General features: G+C 62.7%; 19 protein-coding genes. 8 read left to right on the top strand and 11 right to left on the bottom strand.

Annotated elements, in window-relative coordinates:
* Positions 1 to 32 precede the first annotated feature (32 nt).
* The 4 genes from BLW02_RS20045 to merR all read right to left on the bottom strand — a co-directional run bounded on the left by BLW02_RS20045 (position 33) and on the right by merR (position 1549).
* Positions 33 to 206 (bottom strand): hypothetical protein, encoded by a 174-nt coding sequence (locus BLW02_RS20045; protein WP_003154411.1) that lies wholly within the window; start codon positions 204 to 206, stop codon positions 33 to 35.
* Between the two features lie 15 nt (positions 207 to 221).
* Positions 222 to 608 (bottom strand): HepT-like ribonuclease domain-containing protein, encoded by a 387-nt coding sequence (locus tag BLW02_RS15455; protein WP_003100872.1) that lies wholly within the window; start codon positions 606 to 608, stop codon positions 222 to 224.
* A complete protein-coding gene (locus tag BLW02_RS15460; protein ID WP_001247892.1) occupies positions 605 to 895 on the bottom strand; it encodes a nucleotidyltransferase family protein in 291 nt (96 codons plus the stop codon). The genes BLW02_RS15455 and BLW02_RS15460 overlap by 4 nt, the downstream gene beginning before the upstream one ends.
* A 219-nt stretch (positions 896 to 1114) precedes the next feature.
* Entirely contained in the window at positions 1115 to 1549 is a 435-nt protein-coding gene (gene merR / locus BLW02_RS15470) for an Hg(II)-responsive transcriptional regulator (protein WP_000429838.1), read from the bottom strand.
* Positions 1550 to 1620: 71 nt separating this feature from the next.
* On the opposite strand from merR, the gene merT reads away from it, so the two are divergent.
* From merT to merE, 6 genes are read left to right on the top strand one after another with little or no spacing between them, the layout of a single operon-like run.
* Complete coding sequence (gene merT, locus BLW02_RS15475) at positions 1621 to 1971, top strand: mercuric ion transporter MerT (RefSeq protein ID WP_001294667.1); 351 nt, start codon at positions 1621 to 1623, stop codon at positions 1969 to 1971.
* Positions 1972 to 1986: 15 nt separating this feature from the next.
* Entirely contained in the window at positions 1987 to 2262 is a 276-nt protein-coding gene (gene merP, locus BLW02_RS15480; protein WP_000735441.1) for a mercury resistance system periplasmic binding protein MerP, read from the top strand.
* 2 nt (positions 2263 to 2264) lie between these two features.
* Positions 2265 to 2510: a mercury resistance system transport protein MerF gene (merF, locus tag BLW02_RS15485; protein WP_000654684.1), complete on the top strand. Its 246-nt coding sequence runs from the start codon at positions 2265 to 2267 to the stop codon at positions 2508 to 2510.
* On the top strand, positions 2507 to 4153 hold the full coding sequence (gene merA, locus BLW02_RS15490; RefSeq protein ID WP_092699996.1) for a mercury(II) reductase: 1647 nt from the start codon (positions 2507 to 2509) through the stop codon (positions 4151 to 4153). The genes merF and merA overlap by 4 nt, the downstream gene beginning before the upstream one ends.
* A gap of 16 nt (positions 4154 to 4169) precedes the next feature.
* The gene (gene merD, locus BLW02_RS15495) at positions 4170 to 4535 is read left to right on the top strand and encodes a mercury resistance co-regulator MerD (RefSeq protein ID WP_003465059.1); all 366 of its coding nucleotides are present in this window, start codon (positions 4170 to 4172) and stop codon (positions 4533 to 4535) included.
* Positions 4532 to 4768 carry a broad-spectrum mercury transporter MerE gene (merE, locus tag BLW02_RS15500; RefSeq protein ID WP_001087809.1) on the top strand — a complete coding sequence of 79 codons (237 nt, stop codon included), beginning with the start codon at positions 4532 to 4534 and terminating at the stop codon, positions 4766 to 4768. Before merD ends, merE begins: the two co-directional genes overlap by 4 nt.
* A 52-nt stretch (positions 4769 to 4820) precedes the next feature.
* Here the strand turns inward: merE and BLW02_RS15505 are convergent, their stop codons facing one another.
* From BLW02_RS15505 to BLW02_RS15520, 4 genes are read right to left on the bottom strand one after another with little or no spacing between them, the layout of a single operon-like run.
* The gene (locus BLW02_RS15505; protein WP_000904941.1) at positions 4821 to 5435 is read right to left on the bottom strand and encodes a recombinase family protein; all 615 of its coding nucleotides are present in this window, start codon (positions 5433 to 5435) and stop codon (positions 4821 to 4823) included.
* Positions 5436 to 5495: 60 nt separating this feature from the next.
* Complete coding sequence (locus tag BLW02_RS15510) at positions 5496 to 6713, bottom strand: TniQ family protein (protein ID WP_011137967.1); 1218 nt, start codon at positions 6711 to 6713, stop codon at positions 5496 to 5498.
* Entirely contained in the window at positions 6710 to 7618 is a 909-nt protein-coding gene (locus BLW02_RS15515; RefSeq protein ID WP_011137966.1) for a TniB family NTP-binding protein, read from the bottom strand. The genes BLW02_RS15510 and BLW02_RS15515 overlap by 4 nt, the downstream gene beginning before the upstream one ends.
* A 2-nt stretch (positions 7619 to 7620) precedes the next feature.
* The gene (locus BLW02_RS15520) at positions 7621 to 9339 is read right to left on the bottom strand and encodes a Mu transposase C-terminal domain-containing protein (RefSeq protein ID WP_013521181.1); all 1719 of its coding nucleotides are present in this window, start codon (positions 9337 to 9339) and stop codon (positions 7621 to 7623) included.
* Between the two features lie 167 nt (positions 9340 to 9506).
* On the opposite strand from BLW02_RS15520, the gene BLW02_RS15530 reads away from it, so the two are divergent.
* Positions 9507 to 12473 (top strand): Tn3 family transposase, encoded by a 2967-nt coding sequence (locus BLW02_RS15530; RefSeq protein WP_092699998.1) that lies wholly within the window; start codon positions 9507 to 9509, stop codon positions 12471 to 12473.
* A gap of 6 nt (positions 12474 to 12479) precedes the next feature.
* Here BLW02_RS15530 and trbB read toward each other — a convergent pair whose 3' ends face one another.
* The 3 genes from trbB to BLW02_RS15545 are packed head-to-tail and all read right to left on the bottom strand — an operon-like array spanning position 12480 to position 15999.
* On the bottom strand, positions 12480 to 13529 hold the full coding sequence (gene trbB / locus BLW02_RS15535; protein ID WP_026437439.1) for a P-type conjugative transfer ATPase TrbB: 1050 nt from the start codon (positions 13527 to 13529) through the stop codon (positions 12480 to 12482).
* Entirely contained in the window at positions 13526 to 13990 is a 465-nt protein-coding gene (locus BLW02_RS15540; protein WP_026437440.1) for a ribbon-helix-helix protein, CopG family, read from the bottom strand. The genes trbB and BLW02_RS15540 overlap by 4 nt, the downstream gene beginning before the upstream one ends.
* On the bottom strand, positions 13987 to 15999 hold the full coding sequence (locus tag BLW02_RS15545; RefSeq protein ID WP_092700000.1) for a conjugal transfer protein TraG: 2013 nt from the start codon (positions 15997 to 15999) through the stop codon (positions 13987 to 13989). The genes BLW02_RS15540 and BLW02_RS15545 overlap by 4 nt, the downstream gene beginning before the upstream one ends.
* Positions 16000 to 16071: 72 nt before the next feature.
* Between BLW02_RS15545 and BLW02_RS15550 the strand changes: the two genes are divergently transcribed.
* The gene (locus tag BLW02_RS15550) at positions 16072 to 19032 is read left to right on the top strand and encodes a Tn3 family transposase (protein WP_092700002.1); all 2961 of its coding nucleotides are present in this window, start codon (positions 16072 to 16074) and stop codon (positions 19030 to 19032) included.
* Positions 19033 to 19403 lie beyond the last annotated feature (371 nt).

Raw genomic sequence — 19403 nt, forward strand, 5'->3', positions numbered from 1 at the left:
CACAGTGCCCCCAGACAGGCTGGATATGAGTTCTAACTCGAATTTGAACGGGAGGCTGGTCGTGCGGTCGTGCAGTTGCCGATGAGCGTGTCGGCTGCTGCCTCCTTGCCCACCAGCGAACTCACGTCCGTTGCGGCCATCCAGAAGGTCTTGCCCGAGCGCGGCTCATAGGTCGCGGGATCGAACACGCCAGAGGGGCCGAACATCGGCGGCTTGATTGGTCATGGCTCCATGCCTTTGTCGTTACGGTCTTCATCGTCGGCATCCTGACGCACGGCGGGCAATTGCTGGAGCAACGCCGGCAGCCATTCCTGTACCGTCTCCCACACCACATCGAGGTTGATGTCGAAATAGCCGTGAGCCATGCGATTACGCATATTGCGCATGCTGCGCCACGGCACGTCGGCATGCGCCTGGGTGAACTCGACGTAGCCATCCATCACCTTTGTGGCCGCCTCGCCGATGACGATCAGGCTCATGATGACGGCCTGCTGGGTGCGCTTGTCGGCCAAGAAGTCGTCCTTGGCCATCCCTTCCACGAAGCTGCGCGCATCGGTTGCGGCCTGCTGAATGTGGTCGAGGTAATCGGGCAGGCGGTTCTCGCTCATATCGGTTGCGCCTCCGCGAGCACCTTGGCCCGGAACTTCGGCGGCAGGTCGCCGGGAGTCAGCAGATCGACGTCAACGCCGAGCAGCGATTTCAGTTCTTCTTCCAAATCGCCCAAGTCCAACAACGTGGCACCGGGCAGCGCATCGACCAACAGGTCGAGGTCGCTGCCATCCCGGTCGGTGCCATGCAGCACCGAGCCGAAGACGCGCGGGTTCGCGGCGCGAAAGCGGCCTACCGCTTCACGCACTGCGCTTCGCTTCATGTCAAGCACAACAGACGGTCGCATGCGCATCCTTTCTTATCGAAACTCGTTGAGATGATATGCAATCAAGAATAGAATTTCAAGAACTATTTTCGAGAATCGCAATGCCTTGATTCCCGTGCCGCTGTCACTTTCAGAAGGCGACAGCACGAAATATCAAAAGTCGACCGCACGGTCTTTTCTGACGTTGGAGTCGCCTCAGAAAACGGAAAATAAAGCACGCTAAGGCGTAGTTCCCTCGGGCTACACCGCGTCCGCACTGCGCGGTTCTTTCTTCCCTTGCAGTGACGCAATCAGCGGGCAGGAAACGTTCCCCTTCCGCGCATGGCAGGCGCACACCAAATCAGACAGCACGGCCTCCATGCGCGCCAGGTCAGCCATCCTCTCGCGCACGTCCTTGAGCTTGTGCTCGGCCAGGCTGCTGGCTTCCTCGCAATGGGTGCCATCCTCCAGCCGCAGCAGCTCGGCGATCTCATCCAGGCTGAAGCCCAACCGCTGGGCTGATTTCACGAAGCGCACCCGCGTTACATCCGTCTCGCCATAGCGGCGAATGCTGCCGTAAGGCTTGTCCGGTTCCGGGAGCAAGCCCTTGCGCTGATAGAACCGGATGGTCTCCACATTGACCCCGGCCGTCCTGGCGAAAACGCCAATGGTCAGGTTCTCCAAATTGTTTTCCATATCGCTTGACTCCGTACATAACTACGGAAGTAAGCTTAAGCTATCCAATTCAGATTCGAAAGGACAAACGTATGTCTGAACCTCAAAACGGGCGCGGCGCGCTCTTCACTGGCGGGCTGGCCGCCATCCTCGCCTCGGCTTGCTGCCTCGGGCCGCTGGTTCTGATCGCCTTGGGGTTCAGCGGCGCTTGGATCGGCAACTTGACGGTGTTGGAACCCTATCGCCCCATCTTTATCGGCGTGGCGCTGGTGGCGTTGTTCTTCGCCTGGCGGCGCATCTACCGGCCGTCAGCCGCCTGCAAACCGGGTGAGGTTTGCGCGATTCCCCAAGTGCGAGCTACTTACAAGCTCATTTTCTGGGGCGTGGCCGTGCTGGTTTTGGTCGCGCTCGGATTTCCCTACGTCGTGCCATTTTTCTATTGATCACAGGAGTTCACCATGAAAAAGCTGCTTTCCGCCCTTGCCCTCGCTGCCGTTGTTGCCCCCGTGTGGGCCGCCACCCAGACCGTTACGCTGTCCGTACCGGGCATGACCTGCTCGGCCTGTCCGATCACTGTCAAGAAGGCGATTTCCAAGGTCGATGGCGTCAGTAAAGTTGACGTGACCTTCGAGACGCGCGAAGCGGTGGTCACCTTCGATGATGCCAAGACCAGCGTGCAGAAACTGACCAAGGCTACCGAGGATGCGGGCTACCCATCATCAGTCAAGAACTGATCATGAAAGACCCGAAGACACTGCTGCGGGTCAGCATCATTGGCACAACCCTCGTGGCGCTGTGTTGCTTCACCCCTGTTCTGGTCATTTTGCTCGGTGTGGTCGGCTTGTCCGCGCTGACCGGCTATCTGGACTATGTGCTGCTGCCTGCGCTGGCGATTTTCATCGGCTTGACCATCTACGCCATCCAACGAAAACGCCAAGCCGATGCCTGCTGCACCCCGAAATTCAATGGAGTAAAAAAATGATCGAAATCACCGTGAATGGCATGACCTGCACATCCTGCGCCACCCATGTCAAAGATGCTTTGGAAAAGATTCCCGGCGTGAATGCCGCTGTGGTGTCCTATCCAGAAAGCCGCGCGCAAGTCATGGCAGACACCGCCGTGAGCCACAACCAACTGCTGGCCGCCATCGCCGCATTGGGTTATCAAGGCTCGATCCGGGTTGGTGATTTCAAAGATGAACCAAAAATCCGTGATGCACTTGAGGGCGCCGGTTTGCATATCGCCATCATTGGCAGCGGCGGGGCCGCGATGGCGGCGGCGCTGAAGGCCGTCGAGCAAGGCGCGACGGTCACGCTGATCGAACGCGGCACCATCGGCGGCACCTGCGTCAATATCGGCTGTGTGCCGTCCAAGATCATGATCCGCGCTGCCCATATTGCCCATCTGCGCCGGGAAAGTCCGTTCGACGGCGGTATTGCGGCAACTGTGCCTGCGATTGACCGCAGCAAACTGCTGGCCCAGCAGCAGGCCCGTGTCGATGAACTGCGGCACGCCAAATACGAAGGCATCCTGGACGGCAATCCAGCCATCACCGTTTTGCACGGTGAAGCGCGTTTCAAGGACGACCAGAGCCTGGTCGTCCGTTTGAACGAGGGTGGCGAGCGCGAGGTAACGTTCGACCGCTGCCTGGTCGCCACCGGTGCCAGTCCGGCCGTGCCGCCGATTCCGGGCCTGAAAGAGTCACCCTACTGGACTTCCACCGAAGCGCTTGTCAGCGACACCATTCCCGCACGCCTGGCCGTGATCGGTTCGTCGGTGGTGGCGTTGGAACTGGCGCAAGCCTTTGCCCGGCTCGGCAGCCAGGTCACGATCCTGGCACGCAGCACCTTGTTCTTCCGGGAAGACCCGGCCATCGGCGAGGCCGTGACAGCCGCTTTCCGCGCCGAGGGCATCGAGGTGCTGGAGCACACGCAAGCCAGCCAGGTCGCCCATGTGAACGGCGAATTCGTGCTGACCACCGGACACGGTGAATTGCGCGCTGACAAGTTGCTGGTTGCCACCGGTCGGGCACCGAATACGCGCAGCCTCGCGCTGGACGCGGCGGGGGTCACTGTCAATGCGCAAGGGGCCATCGTTATCGACCAAGGCATGCGCACGAGCAACCCGAACATCTACGCGGCCGGCGACTGCACCGACCAGCCGCAGTTCGTCTACGTGGCAGCGGCCGCCGGCACCCGTGCCGCGATCAACATGACCGGCGGCGACGCAGCCCTCAATCTGACCGCGATGCCGGCAGTGGTGTTCACCGACCCGCAAGTCGCCACCGTGGGCTACAGCGAGGCGGAAGCGCACCACGATGGCATCGAGACCGACAGTCGCACGCTGACACTCGACAACGTTCCGCGAGCGCTTGCCAACTTCGACACACGCGGCTTCATCAAGCTGGTCATCGAGGAAGGTAGCGGACGGCTCATCGGCGTGCAGGCGGTGGCCCCGGAAGCGGGCGAACTGATCCAGACGGCGGTGCTCGCCATCCGCAACCGCATGACGGTGCAGGAACTGGCCGACCAGTTGTTCCCCTACCTGACAATGGTCGAGGGGTTGAAGCTTGCGGCGCAGACCTTCAACAAGGACGTGAAGCAGCTTTCCTGCTGCGCTGGATAAAAAAAGGAGGTTTTCAATGAGCGCCTACACCGTGTCCCGGCTGGCCCTTGATGCCGGGGTGAGCGTGCATATCGTGCGCGACTACCTGCTGCGCGGATTGCTGCGTCCGGTGGCGTGCACCCCGGGCGGCTATGGCCTGTTCGATGATGCCGCCTTGCAACGGCTGTGCTTCGTGCGGGCGGCCTTCGAGGCGGGCATCGGCCTGGACGCGCTGGCGCGGCTGTGCCGGGCGCTGGATGCTGCGGACGGCGATGAAGCGGCCGCGCAGCTTGCCGTTCTGCGCCAGTTCGTCGAGCGTCGGCGCGAAGCGTTGGCCGATCTGGAGGTGCAGTTGGCCACCATGCCGACCGAGCCGGCACAGCACGCGGAGAGTCTGCCATGAACAGCCCCGAGCGCTTGCCGTCCGAGACGCACAAACCGATCACCGGCTACCTGTGGGGCGCGCTGGCCGTGCTCACCTGTCCCTGCCATTTGCCGATTCTCGCCATTGTGCTGGCCGGCACGACGGCCGGCGCGTTCATCGGAGAGTACTGGGGTATCGCAGCCCTCACGCTGACCGGTTTGTTCGTCCTGTCTGTGACACGACTGCTGCGGGCCTTCAAAGATCGATCATGAGCGCTTCCCATTGAGACAAACCACGCTGTCGCTACGTTGCCTCATGCCGGCATCAAATTCGGCTGAGTAGCTTCTCGCCATCTGGACGTAGCTCACCCTTGGGTGAAACATGCCGATACAGGGTCTGCCGCGTGACGCCAAGTTCCTGGCACAGGTCGCCGACCTTGGTCTCTGGCTGACCCATTGCCGCCATCGCCAGCCGCAGCTTGGCGGCGGTCATCTTGAACGGCCGGCCGCCTTTCCGCCCGCGCGCGCGGGCCGAGGCTAGGCCGGCAATCGTGCGCTCCGCGATCAACTCGCGCTCGAACTCGGCCAGGGCGGCGAAGATGCCAAAGACCAGCTTGCCGGCGGCGGTCGTGGTGTCGATGGCCGCGCCGTGCCCGGTTAATACCTTCAAGCCGATGCCGCGCCCAGTCAGGTCGTGCACGGTGTTGATGAGATGTCGCAGGTCGCGTCCGAGCCGATCCAGTTTCCACACGACCAGTGTGTCGCCAGTTCGCAACGCCTTCAGGCAGCTCGTCAAGCCGGGCCGATCCTCGCGCATGCCGGATGCCTGGTCCTCGTAAAGATGTACTGGATCGACCCCGGCGGCAATCAGCGCGTCGCGCTGCAAATCGGTAGCCTGGGAGCCGTCCGCCTTCGATACCCGCATGTAGCCTATCAGCATGTCGTACCTGTCACATATACGTTCGATTATGTGACAGTGTGCGCCGGAAAGTTAAGGTCGTCAAAATTTGTCACTTAACCCGTCATTCTGTCTAAGACATGCAAAGGATCCGTCAGGCTCATAATGTGACAGAAATTCCGTGGCGATGCCTTCCTTCGCGAAGGTGGCGCGCAACTGTTCCAGGGAAGCGGGGTCGCGCCGACCATAGGAAGCCAACGCGAACAGCGAGCGTGCCGTCTCGGGGTTGTGCCGCGCTTCAATGATGGCCTCGTCGATGGCCTGGACTGCACGCTGCCAGTGATTGATGGGTTCGGGCTTCGGCGCTTTCGTCGGCAGGCCACTGGTGAACCCTGTTTGGGGCTCGGACCAGAACAGCTTTGCCTGCTCGCCTGGCGGGCTTATGTACCTCACCTCAATCAAGCTGATTGCCGTTGCCGCCGCCTCCAGCATCTGCAACCGTACTGCCGGATTCAGGGTTTCATACGGTCGCCACAGACTTTGCCCAGCACGCAGCGGATGCCCGCAGCCTTCCCAGACTTGGCGGAGATACCCCGCGTAGGTTCCGCACGCCGAAAGCGGTGTGTTCAGCTCATCGAGCAGCGTGCGTAGCAGCCGAAACCACAATCCGGCATGGATGCGTCGGCGCGGCAGCTCCAGGTGACCGGTCGTCAGTGCCTGCCAGGTACGCTGGTCCATCGCCGCAATCGCGTCGCTGGCGGTGCGCGGTTCGGCGTCGGCGTTCTCCCAGCCTAGAAACCGCCCTGGCACGCCCCAATAGGATTCCAGCCGGCAGCCATGCAGCGGGCAGCTCAGCATCAGGGGCAGCTTCCACGCGAGCAGTACGGCTTGGTTCTCCGGATCGTTCAGGCATAGCGGACAGGCGCGGTGTATCGGCTGGCTGGGCAGCCAGGCACGCCAGCTCGTGATGGATCGCGTCTTACGGCGGTGTGTCGGCAGCAACACCGAGAGCTGGAACGCATAGGTCTCCAATGCATCTGGAATCTGATCATCAAGGCTGTCCAGTAGCCAAGGCACCCAGCCGGCAAAGCTCATGCAACGCAGCCGGTTCAGTTCGATGCCGCTCCGCTGGGAAAGCATCGCCAGCAGCGCCAGTGGTGGCGCGGTGTCCAGGTCATCAACCTGACCGTGACCAAGATCGTGCTCCAGCAGCTCGGACACCTCTATGTGATAGCAAAGGGCCACGCGGTTGAGCCACGAAGACAAGGCTTCACCTTCCCTGGGAGCCGGATGCAGTGGCCAGCGTGGCGCTGGCTTCACATCAGTTCCCGCTCGAATTGCCGACGCCGCTCGCTGGGGCCGGTGTAATCGGCCATGCTCAGCGTGCGATGGTTGATCGCTTCCTCGCCGCTCTCCACGGCGGCGAGGGCTGCCGCCATCAGCAAGTGCGTCAGTTCGCCGATGGTGCCTTCGCTGCGTGTGAGCAGGTAGCGGGCCATGTCCAGCGTGGCAATCGACGAGGGGCGCCGCAGTGGAAGCGAAGCGGCGAAGCTGGCCAGCAGTGAGCAGCAATCGTCGTTGGCCTCCCATACCGGCAGCATCATCGGCTCGAAGCGATTTTCCAACTGGTCATCGGAGCGGATGACCAGGTAGGCGTCGCGCGTGCCGACCCCGACCAGTGGGATGCGCAGTTCATTGCCGAGGAAGCGCAGGAGATTGAGAAATTCCCGGCGGTTGACGCTGTTACCGGCCAGGACGTTGTGCAACTCGTCGATCACCAGCATGCGCACGCCGACCTTGCGCAGCAGTGCCAGCGCCAGTTGTTCCATTTCTGGCAGCCGTGGGCGCGGTCGCAATGGCGCACCCATCGCCGCGAGCAGCGCGACGTAGAAGCGGATTACCGACGGTTCGGATGGCATCTGCACGACCAGTACCGGAATGTGCTCCTGGTCGGCGTCGGCGCTGGCCGGATGCGTGCGCCGGAACTTCTCGACGATCATCGACTTGCCGTTGTTGGTCGGGCCGACCAGCAGCAGGTTGGGCATGCGTTGCTTGTTTGGCCACGCATACAGGGTTTCCAGCCGGTTCAGCGCCTCGACCGCGCGCGGATAGCCGATCCAGCGGTCGGCGCGAAGGCGCTGGATGCGCTCGTCCGCCGGCAGCCGAGCCAGCCCCTGTGCCGCTGGCAGCAGGTGTGACAAGTCGATGATGGGATATTCGTCCACGGCTACCACTCCTCAATCTGGTCGAACGGTTTGGCCGGCGGCTGGTTGTCGGCCTGTGGGTCAGCCATGTCCGCATCTGGTGGTGGCGTGGTTTTGACAGGCGGTGCCGTTGCCTTGAGATGCTGGCGTCGATCCGCGTCGCGCCGCGCCTTGCGCGTAGCTTTCTGCGCGGTGGTCACGATTTCTCGCATCTGGCCGATCATGCGGAACAGCGCTGACTCATCCACCTGTTCGCGCCCTTGCTGCCGTAATTTCGCCAGCGCCTGCCGTTGTTCCCATAGGGTGACAGCCGGGTGCGACAAGGTACGGTAGGGAATTTCCAGGTAGTGCTGCCCCTCTGGTTCCAGCACCCATATGCGGCTGATGTCGCGCGGGTCGCGCCGGATCAGGAACGCAGGCAAGCGGTCCCGCCGAGCTATCCACGGCTTGAGCGCATCGGCGTAGTAGTGGATGTGGTCGATGACGAAGCCGGTGCGGGTCAGCGTGCGGCGGATGATGGGCAGAAAATCGACCAGAAAAGCCGTAGCGCGAGTGATGACGGTTGGCACGCCGGTCCGCGTGATAGCTTCGGCCCAGCGCGCGGCCGGCGGTTGGAGCAGGCCGTTGTGCACGGAGCCGTGATAGGTGCCGACCGCCAATGTGAGCCAGCGCTCCAGCTCGCGCAGTGTCAGGGCGGCCATCTTCTCGGAGGCGTATTCCCCGCGCTGGTCAGGATTGGAGAAGGTCGTCCCCGGCAATTCGTCGTGGATCATCTGCATCGCCGTGCCGATGATCCGTTCCACGATACCGCCGTAGTGCGGCTGCCCGAGCGGGCGATAGTCCAACCGGATGCCATGCTGCTCGCAGCCACGGCGCAGCGCCTCGCTCTTGAACTCAGCCGCGTTGTCCAAGTAGAGCAGTCTGGGCTTGCCGCTCATCGGCCAATCCATCTCTACGTTCAACCCTTCCAACCAAGGGCGCTTGTCGCAGGCGGCATGCACCAAGCACAAGCCGACCGAGACGGCGGACGGGGCTTCCAGCGTAACGACCATGCCAACCACGCAGCGGGTGAATACGTCGATGGCGAGGGTCAGGTATGGACGGCCAATCGGTTGCCGGTCGCGCTCGTCCACCACGATCAGGTCGATGACTGTGTGGTCGATCTGCACCTGCTCCAGCGGCGCGGAGACGGGTGGCGGAACACCACCAACACCTTGCAGGTCGCGGGCGGCATCTTGTCCTTCCCGGCGGTGAGTGACCTCGCGCGGATCGAGGCCGGCGATCCGCAGAGCCACCGTGTTGCGCGCCGGCACCCGCAGCTTTTGCAGCTTGCACGCCCGCACAACTTCGCGGTGGAACGCCGCCAAGCTACGCTTCTGCTTGGTCAGGAAGCGCTTTTGCAGTAACTCGCGGATGATTCGTTCGACCGACTCCGGCAAGCGGCCTTTACCTTTGCCACCGCTCGACTGCCCAAGAGCCAAGTCAGTGACCAGCCCCGATCCTAGCCGGGCACGGCGGATCAGGACGTAGACCTGCCGCCGGGACAGCCCCAATGCCTGGGCTGCCGCGTCGGCCGCTTCATGCCCAACCGTCTCCGACTGCGCCAACGGCCCAATGATCTCCGCGCGACGACGCGCACGCTCCCATGCCTGTTCTGGCAGGGTGGCCACGCCGTGCTCGGTAATCGGTGCGGTATCGGTCGCCATGCTCATCTCGCTTTGGTGCACACGAGTATTGAGCATAGACGAGTTTCGTGCAGAGGAGTCCTGATATCTGGCTGTCAGGAGCCGTATGCACAAGAGGCTTCAAACCGCGCTGAATGGTGCAGTCGTCTTCTGAAAATGACAGCCGCGCCGGTTGCCTTGGCGGGCTTGTCACAAACCTACGTTTTCAAGAAGAAGGAAACCGCATGCCCCGCCGTTCGATCCTCTCCGCCGCCGAGCGCGAAAGCCTGCTGGCGTTGCCGGACACCAAGGATGAGTTGATCCGTCACTACACGTTCAGCGAAAGCGACCTCTCCATCATCCGGCAGCGGCGCGGCCCGGCCAATCGGCTGGGCTTCGCGGTGCAGCTTTGCTACCTACGCTTTCCGGGCGTCATACTGGGCGTTGATGAACCGCCGTTCCCGCCCTTGCTGAAACTGGTCGCCGACCAGCTCAAGGTCAGCATCGAAAGCTGGGGCAAGTACGGACAGCGGGAGCAGACCCGGCGTGAGCACCTGATCGAGCTGCAAACCGTCTTCGGTTTCCGGCCCTTCACCATGAGCCACTACCGGCAGGCCGTCCACACGCTGACCGAGCTGGCCATGCAAACCGACAAGGGCATTGTGCTGGCAAGCGCCTTCATCGAGCACCTGCGGCGGCAGTCGGTCATTCTGCCTGCTCTCAACGCCGTCGAGCGGGCGAGCGCCGAGGCGATCACCCGCGCCAACCGGCGCATCTACGCCGCCTTGGCCGAACCGCTATCGGACATGCATCGCCGTCGCCTCGACGATCTGCTCAAGCGCCGCGACAACGGCAAGACGACCTGGCTGGCCTGGCTGCGGCAATCCCCGGTCAAACCGAACTCGCGGCACATGCTGGAACACATCGAACGCCTCAAGGCGTGGCAGGCGCTCGACCTGCCCTCCGGCATCGAGCGGTCGGTGCACCAGAACCGGCTGCTCAAGATCGCCCGCGAGGGTGGCCAGATGACGCCAGCCGACCTGGCCAAGTTCGAGCCGCAGCGCCGCTACGCGACTCTGGTTGCGCTCACCATCGAAGGCATGGCGACCGTCACTGACGAAATCATCGACCTGCACGACCGCATTCTGGGCAAACTGTTCAACGCCGCCAAGAACAAACATCAGCAGCAGTTCCAGGCATCCGGCAAGGCGATCAATGCCAAGGTGCGGCTATTCGGACGCATCGGCCAGGCGCTGATCGAGGCCAAGCAAGCCGGCCGCGATCCGTTCGCCGCCATCGAAGCCGTCATGTCCTGGGATGCCTTCGCCGAGAGCGTCACCGAGGCGCAGAAACTCGCGCAGCCCGAGGACTTCGATTTCCTGCACCGCATCGGCGAGAGCTATGCCACGCTGCGCCGCTACGCGCCGGAATTCCTCGCCGTGCTCAAGCTGCGGGCCGCGCCCGCCGCCAAGGACGTGCTCGACGCTATCGAAGTGCTGCGCAACATGAACAGCGACAACGCCCGCAAGGTGCCCGCCGATGCGCCAACCGATTTCATCAAGCCGCGCTGGCAAAAGCTGGTGATGACCGACGCCGGAATCGACCGGCGTTACTACGAACTGTGCGCGCTGTCGGAGATGAAGAACGCACTGCGCTCCGGCGACATCTGGGTGCAAGGCTCCCGCCAGTTCAAGGATTTCGAGGACTACCTGGTGCCGCCAGCGAAATTTGCCAGCCTCAAGCAGGCCAGCGAATTGCCGCTGGCCGTGGCCACCGATTGCGACCAGTACCTGCATGAACGGCTGACGTTGCTGGAAACGCAGCTCGCCACGGTCAACCGGATGGCGGCGGCCAACGACCTACCGGACGCCATCATCACAGAGTCGGGCCTGAAAATCACGCCGCTCGATGCGGCAATGCCGGACACTGCGCAGGCGTTGATCGACCAAACGGCCATGATCTTGCCGCACGTCAAGATTACCGAGCTTCTGATGGAGGTTGATGATTGGACGGGCTTCACTCGCCACTTCACACACCTGAAATCGGGCGACCTGGCCAAGGACAAGAACCTGCTGCTGACCACGATCCTCGCCGACGCGATCAACCTGGGCCTGACCAAGATGGCAGAGTCCTGCCCCGGCACAACCTACGCCAAGCTGGCCTGGCTGCAAGCCTGGCACATCCGCGACGAAACCTACGGGGCGGCGCTGGCCGAGCTGGTCAACGCGCAGTTCCGGCATCCCTTCGCCGAGCACTGGGGCGACGGCACCACGTCGTCATCGGACGGCCAGAACTTCCGCACCGGCAGCAAGGCCGAGAGTACCGGCCACATCAACCCAAAATACGGCAGCAGCCCAGGGCGGACGTTCTACACCCACATCTCCGACCAGTACGCGCCGTTCCACACCAAGGTGGTGAATGTCGGCGTGCGCGACTCGACCTACGTGCTCGACGGCCTGCTGTACCACGAATCCGACCTGCGCATCGAGGAGCACTACACCGACACGGCGGGCTTCACCGATCACGTCTTCGCGCTGATGCACCTGCTGGGCTTCCGCTTCGCGCCGCGCATCCGTGACCTGGGCGACACCAAGCTCTACATTCCAAAGGGCGATGCCGCCTACGAGACATTGAAACCGATGATCGGCGGCACGCTCAACATCAAGCACGTCCGCGCCCATTGGGATGAAATCCTGCGGCTGGCCACGTCGATCAAACAAGGCACGGTGACGGCCTCGCTGATGCTGCGCAAGCTCGGCAGCTATCCGCGCCAGAATGGTCTGGCCGTCGCCCTGCGCGAGTTGGGCCGCATCGAGCGCACGCTGTTCATCCTAGACTGGTTGCAAAGCGTCGAGCTGCGCCGCCGTGTGCATGCCGGACTGAACAAGGGCGAGGCCCGCAACGCGCTGGCCCGTGCCGTGTTCTTCAACCGCCTGGGCGAAATCCGCGACCGCAGTTTCGAGCAGCAACGCTACCGGGCCAGCGGCCTCAACCTGGTGACGGCAGCCATCGTGCTGTGGAACACGGTTTATCTGGAACGGGCCGCGAACGCCTTGCGTGGCCACGGTCAAGCCGTCGATGACGGCCTGTTGCAGTACCTGTCGCCGCTCGGCTGGGAGCACATCAACCTGACCGGCGATTACCTCTGGCGCAGCAGCGCCAAGATCGGCGCGGGCAAGTTCAGGCCGCTACGGCCGCTGCAACCGGCTTAGCGTGCTTTATTTTCCGTTTTCTGAGACGACCCCAAGGTGGTCAGGGGATGGGGAAGAAAGCGGCAGCTCTGGAAGCGGGGGCTCCAGCGCATCCGCGAGGCGATAGCCCACGCCGTCGAAGCCAAGGACGCGGGCAATGCTCTCGATGCGGCGGCGCCGGCCACGGCCGGCGATGTGGATGACGACGTTGACGGCCTCGGCGACGAGCGCCCGCGGCGGGTTCACAGCCACTTCGAGAATCAGTTGCTCCAGGCGCAGCAGCGCGCCCAGCGCGGAGCCGGCATGGATGGTGGCGATGCCGCCGGGATGACCTGTGCCCCACACCTTGATGAGATCCAACGCCTCGCCGCCGCGCACTTCGCCGACGATCACGCGATCGGGGCGCAGCCGCATCGTGGCGCGTACCAGTTCGGTCATCGACACGACGCCGGCACGCGTGCGCAGCGGCACGTGGTCGCGCGCCATGCATTGCAGTTCGATGGTGTCTTCGAGCACCAACACGCGGTCGCCGGTGGCGGCGATCTCCGCGAGCAAGGCATTGGCGAGCGTGGTTTTGCCGGTGCTGGTGCCACCGGCGATCAGGATGTTCTGGCGCTCGCGTACCGCGCTGCGCAGGAACTCGGCCTGCTCGACGGTCATCATTCCGTCGGTGACGTAGCGATCCAACGGGATCACGCCGACGGCGCGCTTGCGCAGCGCGAAGGCCGGCCCCGGCGCGGCCGGCGGCAGGATGCCCTCGAAGCGCTCGCCGGTTTCCGGCAATTCGGCGCTCAAGAGCGGCTGACCGCGATGGACTTCCGCGCCGACATGCGCGGCGACCAAACGAATGATGCGTTCGCCGTCTTCCTCGGACAGTTCTGCGCCCAGCGGCGCGCGGCCCGAGGACAGGCGATCGACCCAGAGTGTGCGGTCGGGGTTGAGCATGATCTCCACCACGTCCGGGTCTTCCAGCGCGGCGGCGATCAGCGGCCCCATCGCGGTTCGCAACATGCGGATGCGCCGGTCGAGCGAGGTGGTGGCGAAGGACTGCCCGACAGTCGAGGGAATGGCACTCATGAGGCACGCTCCTGGGCTTCGGCCAGTGCCGCCGTATCGTCCAGGTGAGCGGTGTCGGGATGCAGCTCTTCAACTACGTCGCGCACCAAGCTGCGCCCGCGCATCAGATGGCGGCCGAGTTGTTCGACGAACTGCTCGAAGCGTGCCTTGCCCTGCGCGCGGGCGGCTTCCTGATGGGCTTCGGGAACCGGCGTGCTAACCGTCAAGAAGTAGCGGACGAACAGCGCCAGCGTTTCTATCTCGATGTTCTGGTCGCGCTCCAGCCTCTCGAACTGGCGCGACAGTCGATCCAGCCGCTTTGCAATGGCCGCCTCACGCTGGTCGCCCGCATCCGGCGACAGCCAGGACGCCAGCGCCGCCGCGACGATGGACGACTTGGACACGCCTTTTTTGGCGGCCAGCTCGTCCAAGCGCTTGGCGTGCTCGTGCGGAATGAACAGGTTGAGGCGGTATTGGCTCATAGCTCGATTCCGTCGTGTTGGTCGAGGGACGCCAGCCGGGCCGTGCGCTGCATGGCCGGGTCAAGCTGACGAGGAAGGGGTAACGGCAAGTCGTCGTCATCGAGCAGCGCCAGGTCGTTGATCGCTGGCTCTTGGTCGGGGAGGTATTCGGTGACCTCGGATAGCTCTGGCTGCCGACGCGGCCCGCCGTCGTCGGTAGCGGCTGTGCTGTCGTTCAAGTCCGCCGATGCGGCAGGTACGACAGGGATAGCCAAGCCGCTCCAGTCGTCAGGACGGAGCGGCGGCGCATCGGCGTAGCGCCCGGCTGCGAGCGTGGGCGGCGGCAGCACACGGCGCTTGAAATTGGTGTCGGCGTAGTAGCGCAGCTTCTTCGCCTTGATCGGCGCCAAGCTGGACACCATCACCACGGCATCGTCCGGCGGAAGTTGCATCACTTCGCCGGGAGTCAGCAGCGGGCGCGCCGTTTCCTGCCGCGACACCATCAGGTGCCCCAGCCAGGGCGCCAGCCGATGGCCGGCGTAGTTGCGCTGTGCGCGCAGCTCGGTGGCCGTGCCGAGCGTTTCGGAGATGCGCTTGGCGGTGCGTTCGTCGTTGGTGGCGAACGTCACGCGCACATGGCAGTTGTCGAGGATCGAATGGTTCTGGCCGTAGGCCTTGTCGATCTGGTTGAGCGACTGAGCGATGAGGAAGCTGCGGATACCGTAGCCGGCCATGAACGCCAGCGCGGTCTCGAAGAAGTCGAGCCGGCCCAACGCAGGAAACTCGTCGAGCATCAGCAGCAGCTTGTGGCGACGGGCGATGCCGTCGCTGCCATCAAGTGATTCGGTCAGTCGGCGACCGATCTGGTTGAGGATCAGGCGCACCAGCGGCTTCGTGCGGCTGATGTCCGAAGGCGGCACCACCAGATACAGCGACACAGGTGATTCGGACGCGATCAGATCGGCGATGCGCCAGTCGCAGCGCGACGTGACTTCGGCCACTGTGGGATCGCGGTACAGGCCGAGAAACGACATGGCCGTGGACAGCACACCCGACCGCTCGTTGTCCGACTTGTTCAAAACCTCGCGCGCAGCCGATGCGACGACGGGATGCGGGGCATCGCCCAGATGCTTTGTCGTCATCATCCGGTGCAGCGTCAGCTCGAACGGACACGCCGGATCGGACAGGAAGTTGGCGACGCCGCGCAGTGTCTTGTCGGTTCCCGCATAGAGCACGTGCAGAATGGCGCCGACTAGAAGTGCGTGCGAAGTTTTCTCCCAGTGGTTGCGGCGCTCCAGCGCGCCTTCGGGATCAACCAGGATGTCGGCGATGTTCTGTACATCGCGTACTTCATGCGCGCCGCGCCGGACTTCCAGCAGAGGGTTGTAGGCCGCTGACTTCGGATCGGTGGGATTGAACAGCAGGCAGTGCGAGAAGCGCGAGCGCCAGCCGGCGGTGATCTGCCAGTTCTCGCCCTTGATGTCGTGAATGACGGCGGACGCTGGCCAGCTCAACAGTGTAGGAACCACCAGGCCGACGCCCTTGCCGGATCGCGTAGGTGCGAAGGTCAGGACGTGCTCCGGACCTTCGTGCCGCAGGTATTGGTCGTCATGCCGACCAAGGAAGACGCCTGCAGACTGTGTTAGTCCCGCCTTGCGAATATCAACGGCGTCGGCCCAGCGCGCCGAGCCGTAAGTCGTCACCAGTTTCGATTGCCGCGAGCGCCACACGGACATGGCGATGGCGACTACGACAGCCACCAGGCCGCTGCCGCCCGCAATCGCGCCGCCGATATCGAAGACCCGGGGCGCATAGGCATCGAAGACGAACCACCACTCGAACAACCGCCAGGGGTGATAGACCGGCGTACCGAAGAAATCGAACCAGGGCGAGCCTAGGCGTAGCTGATAACCCAGTGCAGCGGCTGTCCACTGTGTGGCGATCCACACACCGGCGATAACGATGCCAAAGACGACACCGACCTGCCCGAACAGGGGTAGTCTCGGTTTCCGTGCAATTTCGGAATCCATCTCCAAATAAGCCTCTGGCGACAACAACTTAGCTGCGATTTATAGTGTTCCCCGGAGCGAAGGAGAACGCTGATGTCGAGCTACCGATACAGATTCGTAGGCTACGAAAAGCTGCCGTCTGGCATGAATGCGGATGACGTGCAGCTGCACTGCCGTTTACCGGACGAGTTGATCAGGGAGATTAGGAACAGTGGCTACGCGAAGCGCTACCACCTGGGACTGGCCGTGCAGCTGTCGTTCCTCGCGCTGACTGGCAGGAATGCCGATGCCGCGCTCAAGATGCCGAGTGCGATGTTGACAATGCTGTGCGAGCAACTGGGCATCCACTCGACCGCGATTGCCTCCCTCAAGTCGCTGTACTCGAATGCCGACCGGACCATCAGCAACCATAGGGCTTGGGTTCGAGAACAACTCCTCTTCTCTACCTACGACTCTAACGCCGAGGCACGCTTGCAGGCAGCATTGTCCCAGCAGGCGATCGACGCCTCCTGCGTCGATGACCTCCTCGCCTGCGCGCAGGAATGGCTCTTCGACAACAGGATCGTCCTGCCAGGCCAGCGTGTGGTGCTCGACCTGGCCCGATCTGCGTTTCAGGTTGTCGAGAACCTGGCCCTGGCAACAATTCGAGCAGCGGTCACTCCAGTACGCCTTCGCGCGGTGCTCAAGGTCATGCACGAAGAGAGTCCGACTCCTGGCATCTCGTTGCTGGAGTGGTTGAAGCAATCGGCCGGCAAACATGGGGTGAAGGGCCTCAAAGAGGTGAACTCACGCATTGATGCTCTCAAAACACTGGGCGTGCACCTGTGGGACCTGCAAGGGCTCTCGATTGGGCGCATCCATGCGTTCGCCCAGGCCGTGGTCAATCGGCCGCCCTCCGAAACCGCCCGCCGCATCGAGGGCACCCGCTCGATCGAGATCGTGTGCTTTCTCAAACACCTGCTCGGCGAGCTTAGTGACGAGGCGATTTTTCGGAACAACCGGCACACCAACGACATCGTCCGTTCGGGCACCAAACGCGTCCAGGCCAAACAGGCACAGCGCGCAATCGAGTATCGCCATTCCATTGAATCGATGCGGGACATTGCTGCGGACAGCGCGCGCGATGCCCATGAACGGCTGGCAGCCATCACGGCGTTGGCCGATGACATGCTGGGCCGTCCGCCCGTCAGCCATGCTGAGGTTGTCAGGGAAACCTTGACCGAGCAGAGCGCACGCGTTCGCACGGTCCTTGATGGCATGAACTGCCTGGACCTGCGGGGAGATCCCGAGCACGCCGACGGTAAGCTGGTTTCGGCATTGCAGGCACTTCGCGCTGCAGGCGCCAAGGAACTGCCGGTTGACTTCGACATTTCGTTGGTCGAACCAAAATGGCGCCCACTGCTTCAGGTGCCGGATCGAAAGGCCGCCCTCAGAGCCTTCGAAGGTTGCGCTTTGATGCGCATCAGCAAAGGTCTGCGGGGCGGAAGTCTGTATGTGAACCACAGCGCAACCTATCAGAGCAAGGCGAGCTTGCTTATCCCCCAGGACGAGTGGGAACGCGACAAGATCGCTCTCTGCGAAGCCTATGGCCTGGAATTGGATCCGCGCAAAGCGCTTGACCTCCAGTACGAGCTACTGCGTGCCGGCCTTGCCGATGTGGAGGTCGGGCTTGAAAAAGGCCTGCTTGAGATCGATGAAGAAGGGTGCGTGCGTATACCGGCGATACGCGCAGCTGAGGAGGACCCGGAGCTTCGACACACGAACCAACGCCTGAGCGACTTGATTGGCGCAACACAGCTACCGGACGTCATTTTGGAGATCGACAGTCGGACCCAAATCAGCACCATGCTGCTGGGCCGCCAGCCGGAAGACGCCGAAGAACTCATTGCGCTGTATGCAGGATTGCTCGCGCACGGCACAGAGATCGACGCCAAGGCGGCAGCAGCCATGATTCCCGGCGTGCCCATCAGTCGCGTGTCTGCCGCCATGCGTATGCTGGAGGCGCCTGGCCGGCTGCGCTCAGCCAACGACAGCGTGGTGGCATTCCAGCAGCGGTTTCCGATCGTCAAGCTGTGGAGCGATGGGAAGAAGGCCTCCTCGGACATGATGGCGCTCGACGCAACTCGCCACCTGTCCATTGCCCGCACCGATCCCCGTCGCAAGACTGCGGCGGCAGGCATCTACACCCATATCCTGGGCAGCTACCCGGTCATCTTTGACCAACCCATCGTGTTGTTGACGCGCCAGGACGCGCCCGCAGTGCATGGGATCGAAGCCTACAACTCGACCAGCGAAGACCGCATCAAAGTCGACCTTTTGGCGGTGGACACCCACGGCTACACCTACTCCGGCATGAGCGTGGCCAAGCTGCTGAAGTTCGACTTGTGTCCCCAATTGGCGGGGCTGCCCGACCGCAAGATATGGACGCCCCGCTCGATCAATGTGTCGGAGGCACTTGAGAGAGTCGCTATACCGGCCATCACCGAAAAAGCCATCCGGGAAGGCTGGGACCAAACCATGCGCCTCATTGCCTCGATCAAGTCTGGTCGCGTAAGCGTCGCTTGGGCGTTGGCCCGCCACGGGAGCGCAGCTGCTGGGGACGACGTCCGCCGCTGCCTGGACCAGTACGGCCGCCTGCTGCGATCGGTGTTCCTGTGCGACTTTTTCACCAACGACGTCTTCCGGCGGGAAATCCACACTTTGCTCAACCGCGGTGAGTCGGTGCACCTCCTTCAGCGGGCCATCTACTACGGTCGAATCACCGCCGAAAGAGGCCGCCGCCGCGATGAGCTCAAGTCGATCTCGGGATCGCATGCGCTTTTGACGAACGTCGTGATCGGCTGGAACACGATGAGGCTGCAAGAGACCGTCGATCGGCTGAAGTCCAGCGGGCAAAGAATTGACGACAGCATCCTGCGCCGGATCGGCCCAGTCCACTTCGGGCACATCAACTTCCGGGGCACCATGAGCTTCAGCGTGGCCCGGTATGCCAGCGTGCTTTTGAAGGGGGAAATGGCCTCGAAACGCGCCCCCGCAAAACGCGCCGAGAAATAACCCTATTTCGTGCTTTTGCATTTCCGTCTGCAAAATCGGAAAGCTGCACTATATAAATCAACAACTTAACGTACCCCTGCATTTCGCCCTTTCATTTACTTCGTGCAAAAAAGGAAATATCAGATAAATTTAGTAGGCTATTGGGTGCTCAGCGGAGTTGGCGCTCAGTGCACAGATTATTCCGTTGGCCCCCCGAGAGTTGCCCCCGCATCCGCCAGCTGAGGGTGATGTCACTTTCGGTGCAGATTACCCGGTTAGGACGCTCGGGTTAACCCTGGCGGTCTCAAATCTGAAGTGCAACACCCTCACCGAGGGTAATGTACGCAAATGGGAACGAGATACGAGCACTTGCAGCCAGAAGACAGAGTGAC

This window comes from Acidovorax soli (assembly GCF_900107605.1).
In the GTDB taxonomy this organism is placed as follows: Bacteria; Pseudomonadota; Gammaproteobacteria; order Burkholderiales; family Burkholderiaceae_C; genus Acidovorax; species Acidovorax soli.